General features: G+C 51.1%; 15 protein-coding genes. 3 read left to right on the forward strand and 12 right to left on the reverse strand.

Translation table 11 applies throughout. From position 1 onward, the window contains the following. Positions 1 to 172: 172 nt before the first annotated feature. Entirely contained in the window at positions 173 to 1,516 is a 1,344-nt protein-coding gene (gene astB / locus ACN0S4_RS02320; RefSeq protein WP_417656111.1) for an N-succinylarginine dihydrolase, read from the forward strand. A 120-nt stretch (positions 1,517 to 1,636) separates the two neighbouring features. On the opposite strand, the gene purF is transcribed toward astB, so the two are convergent. From purF to fabB, 10 genes are all read right to left on the reverse strand, one after another. Next, positions 1,637 to 3,154 carry an amidophosphoribosyltransferase gene (purF, locus tag ACN0S4_RS02325; RefSeq protein WP_417656112.1) on the reverse strand — a complete coding sequence of 506 codons (1,518 nt, stop codon included), beginning with the start codon at positions 3,152 to 3,154 and terminating at the stop codon, positions 1,637 to 1,639. A 15-nt stretch (positions 3,155 to 3,169) separates the two neighbouring features. After that, a complete protein-coding gene (locus tag ACN0S4_RS02330; RefSeq protein ID WP_417656113.1) occupies positions 3,170 to 3,661 on the reverse strand; it encodes a CvpA family protein in 492 nt (163 codons plus the stop codon). Between the two features lie 120 nt (positions 3,662 to 3,781). After that, the gene (locus tag ACN0S4_RS02335) at positions 3,782 to 4,339 is read right to left on the reverse strand and encodes an SPOR domain-containing protein (protein ID WP_417656114.1); all 558 of its coding nucleotides are present in this window, start codon (positions 4,337 to 4,339) and stop codon (positions 3,782 to 3,784) included. Positions 4,340 to 4,341: 2 nt separating this feature from the next. After that, complete coding sequence (gene folC / locus ACN0S4_RS02340) at positions 4,342 to 5,628, reverse strand: bifunctional tetrahydrofolate synthase/dihydrofolate synthase (protein WP_417656115.1); 1,287 nt, start codon at positions 5,626 to 5,628, stop codon at positions 4,342 to 4,344. Between the two features lie 8 nt (positions 5,629 to 5,636). Beyond that, positions 5,637 to 6,500, reverse strand: coding sequence for an acetyl-CoA carboxylase, carboxyltransferase subunit beta (gene accD, locus ACN0S4_RS02345; protein WP_169930206.1), 864 nt, complete (start codon positions 6,498 to 6,500; stop codon positions 5,637 to 5,639). Between the two features lie 119 nt (positions 6,501 to 6,619). Next, entirely contained in the window at positions 6,620 to 7,462 is an 843-nt protein-coding gene (gene truA, locus ACN0S4_RS02350) for a tRNA pseudouridine(38-40) synthase TruA (RefSeq protein ID WP_417656116.1), read from the reverse strand. A 21-nt stretch (positions 7,463 to 7,483) separates the two neighbouring features. Beyond that, complete coding sequence (locus tag ACN0S4_RS02355; RefSeq protein WP_417656117.1) at positions 7,484 to 9,568, reverse strand: FimV/HubP family polar landmark protein; 2,085 nt, start codon at positions 9,566 to 9,568, stop codon at positions 7,484 to 7,486. Positions 9,569 to 9,617: 49 nt separating this feature from the next. Next, the gene (locus ACN0S4_RS02360; RefSeq protein WP_417656118.1) at positions 9,618 to 10,634 is read right to left on the reverse strand and encodes an aspartate-semialdehyde dehydrogenase; all 1,017 of its coding nucleotides are present in this window, start codon (positions 10,632 to 10,634) and stop codon (positions 9,618 to 9,620) included. Between the two features lie 2 nt (positions 10,635 to 10,636). Then, positions 10,637 to 11,815, reverse strand: a complete 1,179-nt coding sequence (locus ACN0S4_RS02365) for a 4-phosphoerythronate dehydrogenase (RefSeq protein WP_417656119.1) — start codon at positions 11,813 to 11,815, stop codon at positions 10,637 to 10,639. A 123-nt stretch (positions 11,816 to 11,938) separates the two neighbouring features. Further along, positions 11,939 to 13,153: a beta-ketoacyl-ACP synthase I gene (fabB, locus tag ACN0S4_RS02370; RefSeq protein ID WP_169930211.1), complete on the reverse strand. Its 1,215-nt coding sequence runs from the start codon at positions 13,151 to 13,153 to the stop codon at positions 11,939 to 11,941. Positions 13,154 to 13,304: 151 nt separating this feature from the next. Here fabB and mnmC point away from each other — a divergent pair, with 151 nt between their 5' ends. Then, complete coding sequence (gene mnmC / locus ACN0S4_RS02375) at positions 13,305 to 15,170, forward strand: bifunctional tRNA (5-methylaminomethyl-2-thiouridine)(34)-methyltransferase MnmD/FAD-dependent 5-carboxymethylaminomethyl-2-thiouridine(34) oxidoreductase MnmC (RefSeq protein WP_417656120.1); 1,866 nt, start codon at positions 13,305 to 13,307, stop codon at positions 15,168 to 15,170. On the opposite strand, the gene ACN0S4_RS02380 is transcribed toward mnmC, so the two are convergent. Beyond that, positions 15,079 to 15,387, reverse strand: a complete 309-nt coding sequence (locus ACN0S4_RS02380) for a YfcL family protein (RefSeq protein WP_417656121.1) — start codon at positions 15,385 to 15,387, stop codon at positions 15,079 to 15,081. The genes mnmC and ACN0S4_RS02380 overlap by 92 nt on opposite strands. A gap of 125 nt (positions 15,388 to 15,512) precedes the next feature. On the opposite strand from ACN0S4_RS02380, the gene fldB reads away from it, so the two are divergent. Beyond that, complete coding sequence (gene fldB, locus ACN0S4_RS02385; RefSeq protein WP_417656551.1) at positions 15,513 to 16,043, forward strand: flavodoxin FldB; 531 nt, start codon at positions 15,513 to 15,515, stop codon at positions 16,041 to 16,043. Here fldB and ACN0S4_RS02390 read toward each other — a convergent pair. Beyond that, positions 16,035 to 16,487 (reverse strand): HIT domain-containing protein, encoded by a 453-nt coding sequence (locus tag ACN0S4_RS02390; RefSeq protein WP_417656122.1) that lies wholly within the window; start codon positions 16,485 to 16,487, stop codon positions 16,035 to 16,037. The genes fldB and ACN0S4_RS02390 overlap by 9 nt on opposite strands. Between the last annotated feature and the right edge of the window lie 10 nt (positions 16,488 to 16,497).

The raw sequence follows: 16,497 nt of genomic DNA on the forward strand, positions 1-16,497 counted from the left end.
CACAACCATGCAGATCAAATTTCATAAAAATTCTGCATCCAGTCATATCCATGCACATGGTGCGGAAAGCCAAGTCTTTCAAGACCTCCCGCCCCTTACACCCAGCCAAAAGTGTGCGTATAATAGCCTTAAATTGAAACAGCACAATGCCTAATTGGCAACGGAGACATTGATGAGTTCACGTCACGTAGAAGTAAATTTTGACGGTTTAGTGGGTCCTACCCATAACTATGCTGGGCTTTCTTATGGCAACGTCGCCTCTCTTAGTAACGCCAAAGCGACATCAAGTCCTCGTTCCGCTGCCAAGCAAGGTCTTGCGAAAATGAAAGCGTTGCATGACTTAGGAATGGTGCAAGGTGTGCTTGCCCCACAAGAGCGTCCTGATACCCATGCACTGCGTCGACTTGGTTTCACCGGCAATGATGGTGAAGTGCTGGCTAAAGCAGCGCAGCAGGCTCCAGAAATTTTTCAGGCGGTGTGCTCCGCATCGAGCATGTGGACCGCGAATGCCGCAACCGTCTCGCCGGGTGCAGATACTGCCAACGGCAAAGTACACTTTACCCCGGCCAATTTAACCAATAAATTTCACCGTTCGCTCGAGCCACAAACCAGCGGGCGTATTTTACAATCCATGTTCGCGAACCCGCGTTATTTTGAGCATCATACGCATTTACCTGATAACGAACATTTCGGTGACGAAGGTGCGGCTAACCATACCCGTTTGTGCAGTAGCTACGACAAAGCCGGTGTAGAGATTTTTACTTTCGGTCGGTACGCATTCGATTCGAGCAAACCAGCGCCAACGCGCTATCCAGCTCGACAAACCTATGAAGCGTCGCAAGCGATTGCGCGCTTACACGGACTCAGTGATGAGACCACCGTCTACATTCAGCAAAATCCAGCGGTGATCGATCAAGGTGTATTCCACAATGACGTGATTGCGGTCGGCAACCAGAATGTGCTGTTTTATCATGAGCAAGCATTCCTCGATACCGAGAACAAGCTTCATGAAATTCAGCAAAAATTCGGTTCCGATCCAGTCTATTTCATCGAAGTGAAGACGTCTGAAGTGTCAGTGGAAGACGCCGTTCAAACCTATCTATTTAACACGCAGCTGATTACTTTACCGTCCGGTAAGATGGCGATTATTGCACCGACTGAATGTCAAGAAAACGACCGCGTCGCCGGTTATCTTGCCCAGTTAGTGACCCGTGACACGCCCATCCAGCAAGTGCATTACATGGACGTCAAACAAAGTATGCGCAATGGTGGTGGCCCTGCCTGCTTGCGCTTGCGTGTGGCTCTGAATGACACTGAGTTGGCAGCAGTAAATCCAGCAGTCATCCTGACGGATACGCTGTTCAATCGGCTCAATCAATGGGTTGATAAACACTATCGGGATGACTTGGCGGTGGCAGATCTAGCGGATCCAAATCTACTGGAAGAATCACGCACTGCGCTGGACGAGTTGACTCAAATCCTCAAACTAGGCTCGGTGTATCCTTTCCAACTGTAAATCGGTAAATAGTGAACAGTGAAAAGGTAATAGACAATTCACTGTTCACTATCTCGCTAACTATTCACCATTCACTATCTTATTAACTATTCACTTTTCACTGTTCACTAGCTCTTAGCACTAGTCGTCGTCTTCGTTGTGCAGCTCTAGGTTGGCATCTTCGCCCTGATCTGAGCCATTCCGAGCGATGTCGTTACGAGCAGCATCCAGTCGGTCGAGATACGACTGATTGATATCACCGGTAATATATTCGCCACTAAAGACGGATGTTTCGAATCTTGTGACCGTAGGATTTTCTTGTTGAACGGCGCTAATCAAGTCATCGAGATCTTGGTAAATTAATCCATCGGCTTTGATCAAATCATTAATTTCTGACGCTTCACGGCCATGACCAATCAATTCATTCGCGCTCGGCATGTCAATGCCATAGACGTTCGGGAAGCGGATTTCAGGTGCAGCTGAGGCGAAATAGACTTTCTTGGCACCGGCTTCGCGTGCCATTTCAATAATTTGTTCTGAGGTGGTGCCGCGTACAATCGAGTCATCGACTAGGAGTACATTTTTACCTTTAAATTCGGCACCGATGGCATTCAGTTTACGTCGCACCGATTTACGCCGCTGGGTTTGTCCCGGCATGATGAATGTCCGGCCAATATAGCGGTTTTTCACAAACCCCTGACGATACGGCAAGCCCAGTACATTCGCCATTTCCAATGCGATATCACAGCTCGTCTCTGGAATTGGAATCACCACATCAATATCTAAGTGACTGTAGTCTCGCTTGATCTTCTCACCGAGCTTCTGTCCCATATTCACGCGCGAGGCATAGACCGAAATCTTGTCGATCGTCGAATCTGGGCGGGCGAAGTAAACATACTCAAAAATACACGGAACGTGTTGCGGATTGTCAGCACACTGACGCGAAAATAATTCACCGTTGTCAGAAATATAAATGGCCTCACCAGGTTCCACATCACGCACGAAGGTAAAGCCAGTGCCATCAATCGCAACACTCTCTGACGCGACTATCCACTCATTCCCCTGCGCGGTTTCGCGCTTACCCAATGCCAACGGACGAATCCCCCACGGGTCTCGAAAAGCAACGACGCCATGACCAATAATCATGGCAACGACGGCATAGGCGCCGCGGATCTGTCGGTGGACACGTGACACGGTTGCAAAGACGTCATCAGCGGTCAATTGCAAACTGTGCTGCTGATACAGCTCATGAGCAAAAATATTGAGTAGAACTTCTGAATCCGAAGTGGTGTTGATATGCCGACGAGCTTTGGCAAACAACTGATCTTGCAGCTCTTGTGCATTGGTGAGATTACCGTTGTGCGCCATGGCAATACCAAATGGCGAATTCACATAGAACGGTTGTGCCTCAGCAGAGCTGGAACTACCAGCCGTTGGGTAGCGAACATGCCCGATACCCACTCGACCTTGCAAACGGTGCATGTGGCGTGTGTGGAAAACGTCACGAACCAAACCATTCGCTTTGCGCAAACGCAACGTGTCTTGGTCTACGGTCATGATTCCCGCCGCGTCTTGGCCGCGATGCTGGAGCATGGTTAAAGCGTCGTATAACGCTTGATTGACTGGGTCTTTACCAACTATGCCTACAATGCCACACATGCCAACACAACCTCATTACACTTGTTTGGGAAGAAAACTGGACGATTGTTCAAGGTATTCAAAAAACCATTGAATAAAGATCCCAAAATGCGGGATCAACACCGAATTCTGCCACCAGGTACTGCTGGCAAAACCAGTAAAGGAATCAAGGAAAAATAACAGCGCACTGACTATCAACACACCGCGCAGCGCACCAAACACCGCACCAAGCACGCGATCAGTTCCAGTCAGACCGGTCGACTCGACGAGTTTACTCACCAAGAAGTTGACAATAGAACCGACAATGAGGGTTGCGACAAATAACGCGAGTATAGCTGCACCATTGCGCACGAGTTCATCTTCAATGCCGGTGAAGTAAACGGCTAAATCGAGATAATACCAACTGGCAATGAAAAAGGCTGCTATCCAGATAGCGAGAGACAGAGCTTCACGAACAAACCCGCGAAACAGGCTGATCAACGTTGACAGTGCGATGACTGCAATGATGGCAAAATCTATCCAGACCATAGGGAAGCATTCCTGAGGCTGTTATGAAAACGCGCGCAGTGTACCAGAAAATTGGTCGCATTACGCTCCCTTTTTAAGCGCTTTACATCAATCCTACTCAGCGCCCAAATATGTCTCCAACTAAGGCTGATAACGAATAACCTTACCAGAGAGATTTGTGAGTTCACGCAGTTCATCCAGCTGGTCAGTGAGTTCATTTTTGGCAAGACCAGGTCCGACTAGAAGCTTGTGCATGGCTCTGCCATTACTTTGATAGGGCTCAATGTACGCGGGATAACCGCGTTCTTGCAGCAATTGGACTGTGCGCTGGGCTGACTCTTGATTGCCGAGTACAGCGAGTTGAATAATCCAACCACCGTCCTGTAGATCGGCATCGGTCGGCGGCGTTGGTTTGGCTTGCGCCGTTGAATCCGGATTCAATGAGGGTTCTTGCTCACCCAGCTCAACCGTTTCAACTGTTGGAATTTCAGTAAATGTTTCGTCTTCAACAGGCTCTGCTTGGCTTGGGATCTCAGCAACGGGCTGTTGCTCAACATCCACCTCAGGTTGCAGGGGCATGGCTACAAAAGCCTCGCGATCCTCTACCGGTTTGCCATCGAGCAGCTCCGGCAGAATAATCACTGCGAGGGCCAGTAAAATAATACTGCCAACAATCCGATTTTGCAGGGGTGAAGACATGCTTACTCCGAAGTCGAAATACTAGCGACAGTGTAAAACGACCCGCACACCAATACCAGAGGTTGCTGCGATGAATGCTCGAGAGCCGCTGCGCAGGCCGCTTGGTGTGCCGCCTCAACCGAGGAAAATAGGTCAAACTCGTGAGCAGTTGGTGGTAAAGCGGCGGCTATTTCACGCGCACTGGCACCACGCGGTGGCCCCAAGTCAGCGCAAAACCAACGCGATACCACCGGTGCAAGTGCTGCTAAAGTGCCGGCAATGTCTTTGTCCTTGAGCATCCCGATGACTGCATAGACAGGGCGTTGCTGGGCTTGATAGAAGCGTTGCACATGGGCACACAAAAATGCTGCCGCATGCGGATTGTGCGCAACATCCAATAACTGCTCAGGTGGTCCTGCGAGTACCTGCAAACGCCCGGGTTCACGCGCCAAAGCTAAACCCTCACGAATAGCTTCTGCGGTCACCGGCAACGAGAGCGCCTCAATTGCAGCTAACGCGGTCGCTCCGTTGGGTAATGGCAACTGAGGTACTGCAAGGTGAGATAATTGCGTGTGAACGCCCTGAAAGCTCCAGGATTGCGCATCATCCGCTACTTTATAAAAAAACTGATGGTTGACTTGACGAAGTTGCACCTGATTTTGCTGACAATAGTCGAGCGCTACTTCTGGGAAGTCAGGTTCACCGCAAATCGCGACACGATGTGGCCGGAAAATACCCGATTTTTCAACCGCGATGCCGCCGCGGTCTGAACCCAGAAAGCCAATGTGATCGATGCCGACAGAGGTCAACACTGGCACATCCGCATCAATGATATTGACCGCGTCAAGGCGTCCACCTAGCCCTACCTCGAGGATCCAGACATCCACTTGAGCCCGCTGTAACAACCACAGCGCGGCTAAGGTGCCAAACTCAAAGTAGGTCAAAGATGTCGTGCCACGTACCGCCTCAATGGCTTGAAATGCAGCGACATGATCAGCATTGGTTAGCCACTCACCATTGACCCGAACGCGCTCGCGATACTCGTGAATATGCGGCGAAATATAAACGCCGGTGCGGTAGCCTTGGCAGCGCAGAATCGTCTCGATATAACGCACCGTGGAACCTTTCCCATTGGTACCAGCCACCGTAACGACCGGCGGTTGATTCTTATCGAAATCGAGTTTAGCGGCGACTTGCCGAACCCGCTCTAGCCCCATATCAATAGCTGTCGGGTGTAAAGCCTCTAAATAAGACAGCCAGGCATCAAGCCCGGCTGTAGAGGAAGGTGGAGTCACTGATGAAGACAACACAAGTCTCCTTAAATTTCGTCAGCGACTGCCGGAAGTTTCTGGAATTTAGCCAACAACGCGCAGATTTTATTTCGCATCTGACGCCGATCGACAATCATGTCGACTGCGCCATGCTCCACTAAGAACTCCGCACGTTGGAAACCTTCAGGCAGTGTTTCTCGGACGGTTTGCTCAATGACGCGTGGTCCAGCAAAACCGATCAAAGCCTTGGGCTCTGCAATATTCAAATCACCGAGCATCGCTAAACTCGCGGATACACCGCCCATAGTAGGATCAGTCAGTACAGAGATAAACGGTAAGCCTTCTTCGCTCATGCGCGCTAACGCCGCTGACGTTTTCGCCATTTGCATCAAAGACAATAAAGCTTCTTGCATCCGTGCACCACCTGACGCAGAAAAGCACACCAATGGCAGCTTTTCACGCAAACAGACTTCGGCGGCTTTCACGAATCGAGCGCCCACAACCGAAGCCATGGACCCACCCATAAATTCAAACTCAAACGCAACGGCGACGATAGGCATGCCTTTCAGCTTACCTTTGCCCGCGATCAGTGCATCTTTCTCACCGGTCGCCTTTTGCGCCGCAGAGATGCGATCTTTGTACTTTTTCGAGTCACGAAACTTAAGAATGTCCTGCGGCTCGAGCTCGGCGCCAATTTCCGTCATAGTATCGGTATCGAAAAAGGCTTCCAGCCGACGCCGGCCACCAATGCGCATGTGATGATCACATTTGGGGCAGACATTCAAACTGCGCTCTAAGTCAGCGCCATATAAAATGGCGTCACAACTGGTGCATTTCGACCACACACCCTCAGGAATGTTACGACGCTTACCGCTCTTCGGTTTCGCGAGAATACGCTCAATCCAGCTCATATGATTCCGTTGTTATCGTTAAATAGGACGACGATTTGTTTGTTTTAGTGCCCTTATTAAAGCACATCCGCTCCAATGAGTGCAGCAAAAAGTGGTCTAAGCACTCGACAGCTCGGCCGTTATTCGTGACTAGGATGATAGTCAGGCAACCATAACGGACCCGGGGGTAGTTGCGGCAAACCAAACTCAGCGGGATAGTCGACTTGCACTAAATACAGCCCATTTGGCTTCGCCGTCGCAGCCGCAATATTACGGTCCCGAGCAGCTAATACTTCACCGACCCATGACTCGGGCTGGGCACCAACACCCACCTCAATCAGGCTACCCACAATATTTCGTACCATGTGATGGAGAAACGCGTTCGCGGCAATATCGACCACCACAAAGTCGCCATGACGGCGCACATCGACGTGAGTGACACAGCGGAACGGTGTATTGCTTTGACACTGAGCGGCACGGAAGGAGGTAAAGTCATTCTCACCCAGCAGTGCTCGTGCAGCTCGATGCATAGCCGCAGCGTTCAGGGGTTTATGGTAGTGGCTGAGGCCATACTGCAAGAATCCGGGACGTAATCGCATGTTGGCAATGATATAGCGATAGCGACGCCCAGTAGCGCTAAAACGCGCATTAAAATCCGCCGGAACCACCTGTGCCCAGCGCACGGCGACGCTGGCTGGCAGATTACTATTCACCCCCATAGTCCAGGCGGCCATGGTTCTCGGTTCTGGGGTATCAAAGTGAACGACTTGGCCGGTAGCATGCACTCCTGCATCGGTGCGTCCAGCACAAGTCACTTCTATGGGACTATTGGCAACTTTACTCAACGCTCGCTCGAGCACTTCTTGCACACAAACGACTTCGCGCTGACGTTGCCAGCCATAAAACTGGCTGCCATCGTATTCCACCCCCAACGCAATTCTCGTCGGGGTGCTTATTCTTAAATCTTGCTCGACATCCGTCATGAGTACTGCACTTATCTCAATTTAACGATGGGATTGGCCATCAAGCTGTTGCAGCAATTGGGCTACTTCACGCTCAATATCGTCGTCGCCACAGTGCTTAATCTTATTCAGCAATAGCTGTGCATCGTCAATCTCACCCATCTCAATGTAGGCCTGCGCCAAATCGAGCAAGGTGGCCGGACTTTTACCTAATTCGAAATCATCTTCGTTGTCTGTAGCGGCTGACTCTGCAGCGCCATCGGACGCACCCAACACTTCTTTGACATCATCGGTCGAATAGCGATCTTCGACATCATCATTGGCTTCTGCATCAGCCTCTTCTAACAAGGTTTCGATATCAATCAAATCCATATCGTGTTCGGGCTCAGCATCGCTGTCTGCAGACTCTATGGAGTCCTCTTCCGACTGTGGCTCGAGTTCAAGACTTGAATCGAGTTCTGGCTCAGGCTCTACTTCTGGCTCAGGCTCTACTTCTGGCTCAGCAGCAGGTTCGAACTCCAAGTCTGGCATGGAATCCAGCGATAACTCTGACTCAGACTCATCTGCCGCATCTTGCTCTGCATCCGCTGATGTCTCAGAGTCAGATTCGGAGTCGGAGACATCACCGTCTGCTTTTGCCGTATCATCCATTGACCAATTGAGGTCTGCTAAAGCGGCCTCAATATCGGCATCACTCGCTTCATCGTCTGCTGATTCGGCTGAACTCTCTGCATCCACGACCTCAATGTCAAAGTCGTTCAGATCGTCATCCATTTCAGACCACAGTGGATCGGTTGACGACACTTCATTTGTTTCAACGGAGGGCTCTTCAACGGACACCTCACCAACGGAGAGCTCGTCGGCGGCATTCTCATCAGCAGAAAGCTCCTCGTCAGCAACGGAATTGTCATCCACTTCGGATTGCTCTGGCTCAGAGCTGCTTACATCTTGTTTCTCACGCTCTGCAGCCTGACGTGCGCCATTATAGGTTCCGGCGATTTCTCGATTCACGCGGCGAACATAAATCACATACCAGATGATTGCAGCAAGCAATAGAGGTACAAGAATAGCGAGCGCTAACTGATACGGTTGCATGAGCCAATCCATGAAGCTCGGAGATTGGCGTTTGCTTGAACTGCGGCTCGGTCCGGGCGCTACGGCGCCAGCATCTTGTTGCGCCACTGGCTCAGCAGCTGTGTCAGTGGTCTCTTTGGTGATTTCTTCAGCAGCGTCGAGTACGGGCTCAATAGCTGCCGTTTCAACGTTCGTTTCTTCATGCACTGCGGGAACTTCAGCGTCGGCAACCGTCTCGTCAACTTCAGGTTCACTCACAGCTTCTGCAACGACCTCTTCAGAAGTCTCTGGTGGCACTTCGTCAGGCACAGGCTCGCTCACATCTTCAACTGGTACTTCAGCGGCTTGTGTCTCGCTTACCTCTGACGCGTCGACTTCATCTTGCGCTGCGGCAGCAATCGCTGTTACTTCATCGGTCAATTGCCGTAACTCTGCATCGGCGGCATCTTCAACATCAACGCGTTGCTTCAAATCAGCTAGCTCAGCGTTCACCGCGCGTAACCGTTCCTGCAGATCCACATTTTCCCGTTGCAGATTTTCAATCAACTCGATGGATTCAGCTAAGTTCGTTCGCAACGAATCCATTTCTTCAGCAGATAATGTCGCTTCCGCCGCATCGACTGCCGTTTCAACCGGATCAGGCGTCGCTATAGCCGTGTCATCAACCACACGATCACCCGCGACCACAGTGCTCGGCTCAGCATCATCAGTATCACTCGCACGTCGGTCGAGATTCGGGATTGTTAAAAAATAGCCATCCATCATCCGATCAGGATTACCATTGATGAAGACCCGCGGGTTGGCCGCGACAATCAGATCCATCATGGCATAGATGCTAATGCCCTGCTTTTGTCCGTAGTAGGTCGAAATCGTCCATAAAGTATCGGTGGATACAATAGGCCCGAACCGCTCATCCTGCCAGCGCGATACGCTCTGACCTTGCAGCGCAATCGTGCTAAAAGGAGCCAACGCGTGACTATGTACCTTGGCTGCCGTGCCTGCTAGGCCCAGCAACAAACTTCCGGTAATCAGAGCTAAAATCGACCGCTGCATTGCGAGTAATCCTTGTTCAAATGACGACTATTTGAATCATAATAGTGAGTTATAGATATTCTTTTATCAAATGTTCGGCTATTTGAATACTATTGGTTGCTGCACCTTTACGAATGTTGTCGCTCACTACCCACAAATTGAGCCCTTGTGGATGAGAAATATCATTCCGCACACGCCCGACAAAAACCTCGTCATGACCCGCAGCATTCCCAACTTGGGTCGGGAAATCTTCACGTGCATCCATCAACACCACACCTGGAGCACGTCTGAGTAACTCTTTGGCTTGTTCAGCATCAATCGGCTGGAGGGTTTCAATATGAATCGCCTCAGCGTGACCGAAGAATACCGGCACGCGCACAGCTGTTGCATTCACTCGAACCGAGCTGTCACCCAGAATCTTCTGCGTTTCCCACACCATTTTCATTTCTTCTTTGGTGTAGTCGTTATCCATGAATACATCAATTTGGGGAATACAATTAAATGCGATCTGACGGCTAAAAGTTTCTTGCTCAACCGGACGACCATTCAGAAGCGCGGCAGTCTGTTTCGCTAGTTCATCCATCGCCTCTTTGCCGGCGCCAGAAACAGATTGATAAGTCGCAACATTGATTCGTTCAATACCGACCGCATCATGAATCGGCTTCAACGCCACCAACATTTGAATCGTGGAGCAGTTTGGGTTTGCAATGATATTGCGATTGCGGAAATCAGCTAACGCATGACCGTTCACTTCGGGTACGACCAAAGGAATGTCGGGTTCGTAACGAAATTCCGAGGTGTTATCAATCACGATACAACCGGCGTCTGCTGCACGCGGTGCATACATCCGCGAAATCGAACCGCCCGCGGAGAAAAAGCCAATTTCGACTTGGCTCCAATCAAAGGTGTCAGCGTCTAAAACGGTGATGTCTTCACCTCGGAATGACACAGTCGCGCCAGCAGATCGACTGCTGGCTAACGGGAACAATTGTCCAACGGGGAAATCCCGTGCTTCGAGAATTTCAATCATCTGCTGGCCCACAAGTCCAGTGGCACCAAGAACCGCTACAGAATAAGCACGTGACATTTTTAGCTTCCTTTTAACAGACGCAACCGCTGGGGCCAATTGCCCTCGAGCTGCCATGCAGCTGGCTGCAGTTGCAGAGTTGAGAGTTCTGCGCGCGCGGGATAATGACGGCGCAATGCATCAAATTCGCTGGCAGTTGCCGGCGCTTGTCGCAGCCGCTCGTCATCAGCGCGTATATCATAAATGGACAGCACCCAGGATGCCAGTTCTACTGCGTTCGGCGCTTGCTCGGCATGGATGACCGCAGGCTTTGGCACGTCAGCAGCTTCGTTGAGTAAAGGCGCCAACTTTGGTAAAGCTACTGACCAACCAGCCCATTGTGTGAACAACTGAAAGAGTCGTAACGTGCCACCGACCTTGCCTGCCACGCTATGCCCCGCAATGTGGGGCGTTGCAAAAGTGAGGTAAGGTAGCAAATCAGCGGCAATATTCGGCTCATACTCCCATACATCTAAAATGACGCGCAACTGCTGTTCACGCGCTTTAGCAGCGCGCAGGCCAGTTTCACTGACTACCGGACCGCGGCTGGCATTAATCAGAATGGTGTCATCGGCAAGACTTGCCAGTGTCGTCTCATCAAACAGGCCAACTGTAGGAAAAGGTCCGTCGGCAATCAACGGTACATGGATACTGATGACATCAGCATCCACAACGCGTTGCCAGTCGGCATGAACCGGAACCGGATGCTCGGTGAAGGCAGCAGCGATGGGCGGATCGTAATAACTCACATGGTAACCAAAGGCACGTAAGCGTGAACCTGCAGCTCGACCGGTATGTCCCGCACCCACGATAGCTGCCATTTTGCGCCCGCTGCGACTGGGCAAATGCCCCAGATGATCGGTTAATGCGGCGATAGCACTCGCAACATAGTCGCCAACGGCTTGTGCATTCACACCGGGTGTTGAATGAAAACAGATACCACGGGCTGTTACAGCTTCAGTATCCACATGCTCCATGCCAATCGTAGCGGTACCCAACCAACGTAACTGCGGTGCTTGATTCAAAAAGGATTCGTCCACTCGCGTAATCGAGCGAATCAATAAAACTTCAGCCACGGCCAACTGCGCGGCACTCGGTTGGCGACCTTGAAAAGTATCGAATTCGACCGCGTATCCGGCTGCCTGGCACAAACTCGCTAATTTCTCCACCAAAGGCATGGATGCATCTGCAAGAATCCGCATAGAAACTCCTTTCTAGCACTCGACTATGGGTCGTTTTACTGCCGCTACCATAACAAAAAAGGTGCGCCGTAGCGCACCTTTTTGTCAATAGATTCAGTCGTTGTCGTTACGTTACGTTCTCGATTAAGACTCGTAACGACGCATGACTAAGGTTGCATTCGTACCACCGAAGCCAAAACTATTCGACATGACTGTGGTTAGCTTCGCTGCAGTTGGTTCACGAACAATGTTCATACCCTCTGCGGCTGGATCGAGGTTCTCGATATTGATAGAGGGTGCAATAAAGTCGTGATTCAACATCAATAACGAATAAATGGCCTCATGCACACCCGCAGCACCCAATGAATGCCCAGTCATGGCTTTGGTCGCACTCATATGTGGCGTGTTATCACCAAACACAGCGCGAATGGCTTCAAGTTCTTTCACATCACCAACCGGCGTACTAGTACCGTGTGTGTTCAGATAGTCAATAGGCGTATCGACTGTGCTCATTGCCATTTCCATACAACGGATAGCGCCCTCACCAGATGGAGCAACCATGTCGTAACCATCCGAAGTTGCACCGTAGCCAACAATCTCACCATAAATGGTCGCACCACGCGCCAGAGCAGCTTCTAATTCTTCGATCACCAAAATACCGCCGCCACCGGCTGGAATAAATCCATCACGGTCCGCATCGTATGTACGTGACGCTTTGGTTGGCGTGTCATTATATTTGGTACTTAAAGCACCCATGGCATCGAATTCCATGCCGAGGGTCCAATGTAACTCTTCACCACCACCTGCGAACACGCGGTCTTGCTTGCCAAATTGAATCAATTCAAGGGCGTGACCGATACAATGGGCAGAGGTTGCACAGGCTGAACTAATCGAATAGTTCACACCCTTAATTTTGAATGGCGTGGCCAAACAGGCCGACGTCGTAGACGCCATGCAGCGCGGAACCATATACGGACCGACGCGCTTCACACCTTTCTCACGCAGCGTATCTGCAGCAGCAACTTGCTGCTCGCCAGAAGCACCACCAGATCCAACCACAAGTCCTGTGCGTGGATTCGATACTTGCTCTTCGCTCAGACCAGCATCTTCGATCGCTTGCGCCATCGCCATGTAGGCATAAGCGGCTGAGTTACCCATAAAGCGCAGTGCTTTACGGTCAATATGATCAGCTGGGTTCGCACGCACCGGTGCCCACACCTGACAGCGGAGACCCATGTCTGCAAATTCTTGAGAGAACTCGAGTCCTGACTTGCCGTGTTTTAGCGAGTCCAGAACTTCCTCTTTATTTAAGCCGATACTCGACACGATGCCGATTCCGGTGATCACTGCTCTTCTCATTCTGATTTCCTGTCTTGCTGAGCGCCTGTGTATGGTAGCTCAGTTCTGTATTAAAGTGGTCTGCTTTCCGCTTTTTACACTATCTTTGTGACAATTATTGATACACTAGCGCGTATTCTTATCGTTCTTCTAGCATGAGCTTATCATCAACATGAGTCGGCCCAAATCTGCCCAAGTAGTGTTCAATGAATTCGGTCTGCCCGTGGCAACCGAATTTGACGATATCTATTTTAGCAATGATAACGGGCTTGCTGAAAGCCGTTACGTGTTTTTAGCGCAAAACGATCTACCTGCGCGCTGGCATCCGCATCCTCGGTCACGCTTTGTCGTCGCAGAGACGGGCTTTGGAACGGGGCTGAATGTACTTGCATTAATGCAGAGCTTTCTGACCCACGCACCGCCTCATCTGCACCTGCATATAGTCTCATTTGAGAAGTACCCTCTGCAAGTAGCAGATATGCAACGCGCCCATGCTCAATTTCCGGAGCTTTCGGAGTGGGCGACCGAGCTACAAGATCACTATCCAGCACCGGAGCCAGGTTGCCATCGTCGCCTTCTCGCAGGTGGCCGTGTCACCCTTGATCTCTGGTTTGGCGACCTACTTGATACTCTGCCACAGTGGTTGCCAGCCGCACAACACAGTGTGGATGCCTGGTTCCTGGATGGTTTTGCACCCGACAAAAACCCGCAAATGTGGCAACCCGAGCTTTATCAAGTGATGGCAGAAGCCGCAGCACCGGACTCAACTTTCGCGACTTTTACTGCCGCTGGAGCCGTCCGACGTGGATTACAAGCGGTTGGTTACACAGTGAGCAAAGCCGCTGGCTATGGCCGCAAACGAGAAATGTTACATGGCGTGTTTGAAGGACACACCTCTGCTGAGGCAACAGACACTGGCAGCTTGCAGCGCATCGCGATTATTGGGGGTGGTATCGCCGCTGCGGCGGCTGCGCAATCGTGCCGAGCGCGCGGTTGGGATGTGCACATCGTCAGCACAGGAATTGCCGACGGCGCATCGGGAAACCCACAGGCCGCCGTCTATCCTCTACTTCATGCGCAACGTAGTCCGCTCGCCGAATATTTTGTCGCTGCATTTGGGTACGCCCAAAATTTTTATCGGCAACATGCGCCAGCGTATTGGCACTCGTGCGGTGTGCTGCAGTTAAACTTCACTGCTGAGAGAGCTTTGCGAGCCAAGAAAATAGCCCAAGAGTACAGTCCAGAACAAGTACAACTATGGTCGCCGCAACAGGTTCAAAGCCATTGGTCTGAGCTGCCTGCTCAATCGGCATTATGGTATTCCGCAGGCGGTTGGCTCGAAGCTGCCAACGCAGTGCGAGCATTACTGGCCGACAGCAACCATATTCAAGCGACCGTCGCGCGTATTGAACCGAGCGCAACCGGTTGGCATCTGTACGACGATCAATCACAGCTCATTCTGGCAACTGACGCTGTCATCATTGCTGCAGGCGCTGGCTTACCGGCACTCACCGAAGACTGGCAATTACAATTTCAAAATGTTCGTGGTCAAGTCACTATGGTGAACAGCACCGCAACGACAGCGCCATGTCCATCGGTGATTTGTTATAAGGGTTATTTCACTCCGGCACTGCAATCACAACATTGTGTCGGAGCAACTTACGCGCGGCAATTCAGCGCCGACGAGGCGACGCAGTCATTGGAGCTGGATACTCGCCAGAACTTAGCGACGTTGAGCGACAACTTAGCACCGCAAGTTTGGCCCGCAGCGTTAGAAGCGGTTAGCGATCGAACGTCGCTACGCAACACCAGCCGCGATCATTTACCCGTGGTCGGTGAACTTGCACCCAAATTAGCCGTGATTGGCGCGTTAGGCTCGCGCGGATTTACCGCAGCACCTCTGGCTGCAGAAATGATCGCTGCACAGTGGGCGGGAGAACCGCAACCTATGCACGCGATGCTGCGTCAGCGCTTGTTGCCGCAACGGCTTCGAGTTGATCAAGAAGCCCCTGAATCAGGGCCTGATCCGCAGGCTTAAGTTCGTGCTTGTTCGCTTCCACCGAGGCCCGTACCGCAGGCATGATAGCCGATGCTTGCGCATGGTCGTTCAATTCTAATTGCGCTACGGCAAGATCAAAATGGCCACGCAAATAACCACTGGCAAAGAGTTCATCCGCATCGCCGGTAACGACCGCAGCATCAAAAACTGGCTCTAATTGTGCCACTAAGGCATGAAATTCTGCGCTTGCACCCATGATGAATAATTCCTTTGATCGGCTTCTTTTAAAGGCGCGTAGGTTACCAGAAAGTACTGGATTCTGATACACTGCGTGGAAGCTCAAATCACCCCAATGAAGCGGAGAAAAGTCAACTGATGACATTGAAAATTGGATTATTTTACGGTTCAACCACCTGCTACACCGAAATCGCTGCTGAAAAAATTCAAGCGCAGTTTCCAGCGGGCGTTATCGACCTTTTCAATATCAAAGACACTCCCTTAAGCGAATGTGAAGCCTACGACATCATCATTTTTGGCCTCTCGACCTGGGATTTTGGTGAAATTCAAGAAGATTGGGAAAGTCATTGGGATGAAATTGGTCAGCTGCAGTTGAACAATAAAATTGTTGCGTTATTCGGCATGGGAGACCAAGTGGGCTACACCGACTGGTTTCAAGACGCACTTGGCATGCTGCATGATGAGTTAGCAGCCAGTCCAACCACTCAAGGCGCTATCCGCATTGGCTTGTGGCCGAACGACGGCTACGACTTCGCGGCATCGAAAGCATTGGTTCATGATCAAGAATTTTTCGTCGGGTTGGCACTTGATGAAGACAGCCAGTATGAACTCAGTGATGAACGCATCGCGACCTGGTGCCAACAACTCCAGACCGAGATCGCCGAATTACTCTAGTGTCAGCCATTGGCGCCAGCGTTGTTGTTCTTTCTCGGCGTCAGTTGCAGTAAAACGCTGCGCTGGGGAGTGTCCCCACACCGGACCCGGCCACGCAGGGTCATCTGGACCGCGTAATAACACATGAATATGCAACTGAGCCACCACGTTCCCGAGCGCTCCAACGTTTAACTTCTGTCGAGTGCTATGTTGTGGGTCTTGTTGGCGACAATGTTCAAGTAATAACGTTGAGGCCCAACGCACATCCAACGCCAGCTGTTGTTGGTCTGTCTCGGTCAAATCGAGAAACTCAACACAATCGGCACGTTGCGGAACCAGCACCAACCAATCGTAGCGTTGATCGTCGAATCGAAGAACGCGACAAATGCCCCGCTCTCCGAGGTCAATCGTATCGCGTTCAAGTCGCGCATCCAGCGCAAATTTGTTATAACCGACGTTTGTCATGTGAACTCCG

This window comes from Pseudidiomarina aestuarii, assembly GCF_048263735.1.
GTDB classification, from domain to species: domain Bacteria; phylum Pseudomonadota; class Gammaproteobacteria; order Enterobacterales; family Alteromonadaceae; genus Pseudidiomarina; species Pseudidiomarina aestuarii_B.

Coding starts and splice junctions, on each gene's coding strand:
- purF (WP_417656112.1), bottom strand. CDS start 3,154: ATGTGTGGCATTGTAGGCATAGTTGGTAAAGACCCAGTCAATCAAGCG.
- ACN0S4_RS02335 (WP_417656114.1), bottom strand. CDS start 4,339: ATGTCTTCACCCCTGCAAAATCGGATTGTTGGCAGTATTATTTTACTG.
- ACN0S4_RS02365 (WP_417656119.1), bottom strand. CDS start 11,815: ATGCGGATTCTTGCAGATGCATCCATGCCTTTGGTGGAGAAATTAGCG.
- mnmC (WP_417656120.1), top strand. CDS start 13,305: ATGAGTCGGCCCAAATCTGCCCAAGTAGTGTTCAATGAATTCGGTCTG.
- ACN0S4_RS02390 (WP_417656122.1), bottom strand. CDS start 16,487: ATGACAAACGTCGGTTATAACAAATTTGCGCTGGATGCGCGACTTGAA.
- ACN0S4_RS02380 (WP_417656121.1), bottom strand. CDS start 15,387: ATGGGTGCAAGCGCAGAATTTCATGCCTTAGTGGCACAATTAGAGCCA.
- accD (WP_169930206.1), bottom strand. CDS start 6,500: ATGAGCTGGATTGAGCGTATTCTCGCGAAACCGAAGAGCGGTAAGCGT.
- fabB (WP_169930211.1), bottom strand. CDS start 13,153: ATGAGAAGAGCAGTGATCACCGGAATCGGCATCGTGTCGAGTATCGGC.
- truA (WP_417656116.1), bottom strand. CDS start 7,462: ATGACGGATGTCGAGCAAGATTTAAGAATAAGCACCCCGACGAGAATT.
- ACN0S4_RS02330 (WP_417656113.1), bottom strand. CDS start 3,661: ATGGTCTGGATAGATTTTGCCATCATTGCAGTCATCGCACTGTCAACG.
- ACN0S4_RS02355 (WP_417656117.1), bottom strand. CDS start 9,568: ATGCAGCGGTCGATTTTAGCTCTGATTACCGGAAGTTTGTTGCTGGGC.
- astB (WP_417656111.1), top strand. CDS start 173: ATGAGTTCACGTCACGTAGAAGTAAATTTTGACGGTTTAGTGGGTCCT.
- ACN0S4_RS02360 (WP_417656118.1), bottom strand. CDS start 10,634: ATGTCACGTGCTTATTCTGTAGCGGTTCTTGGTGCCACTGGACTTGTG.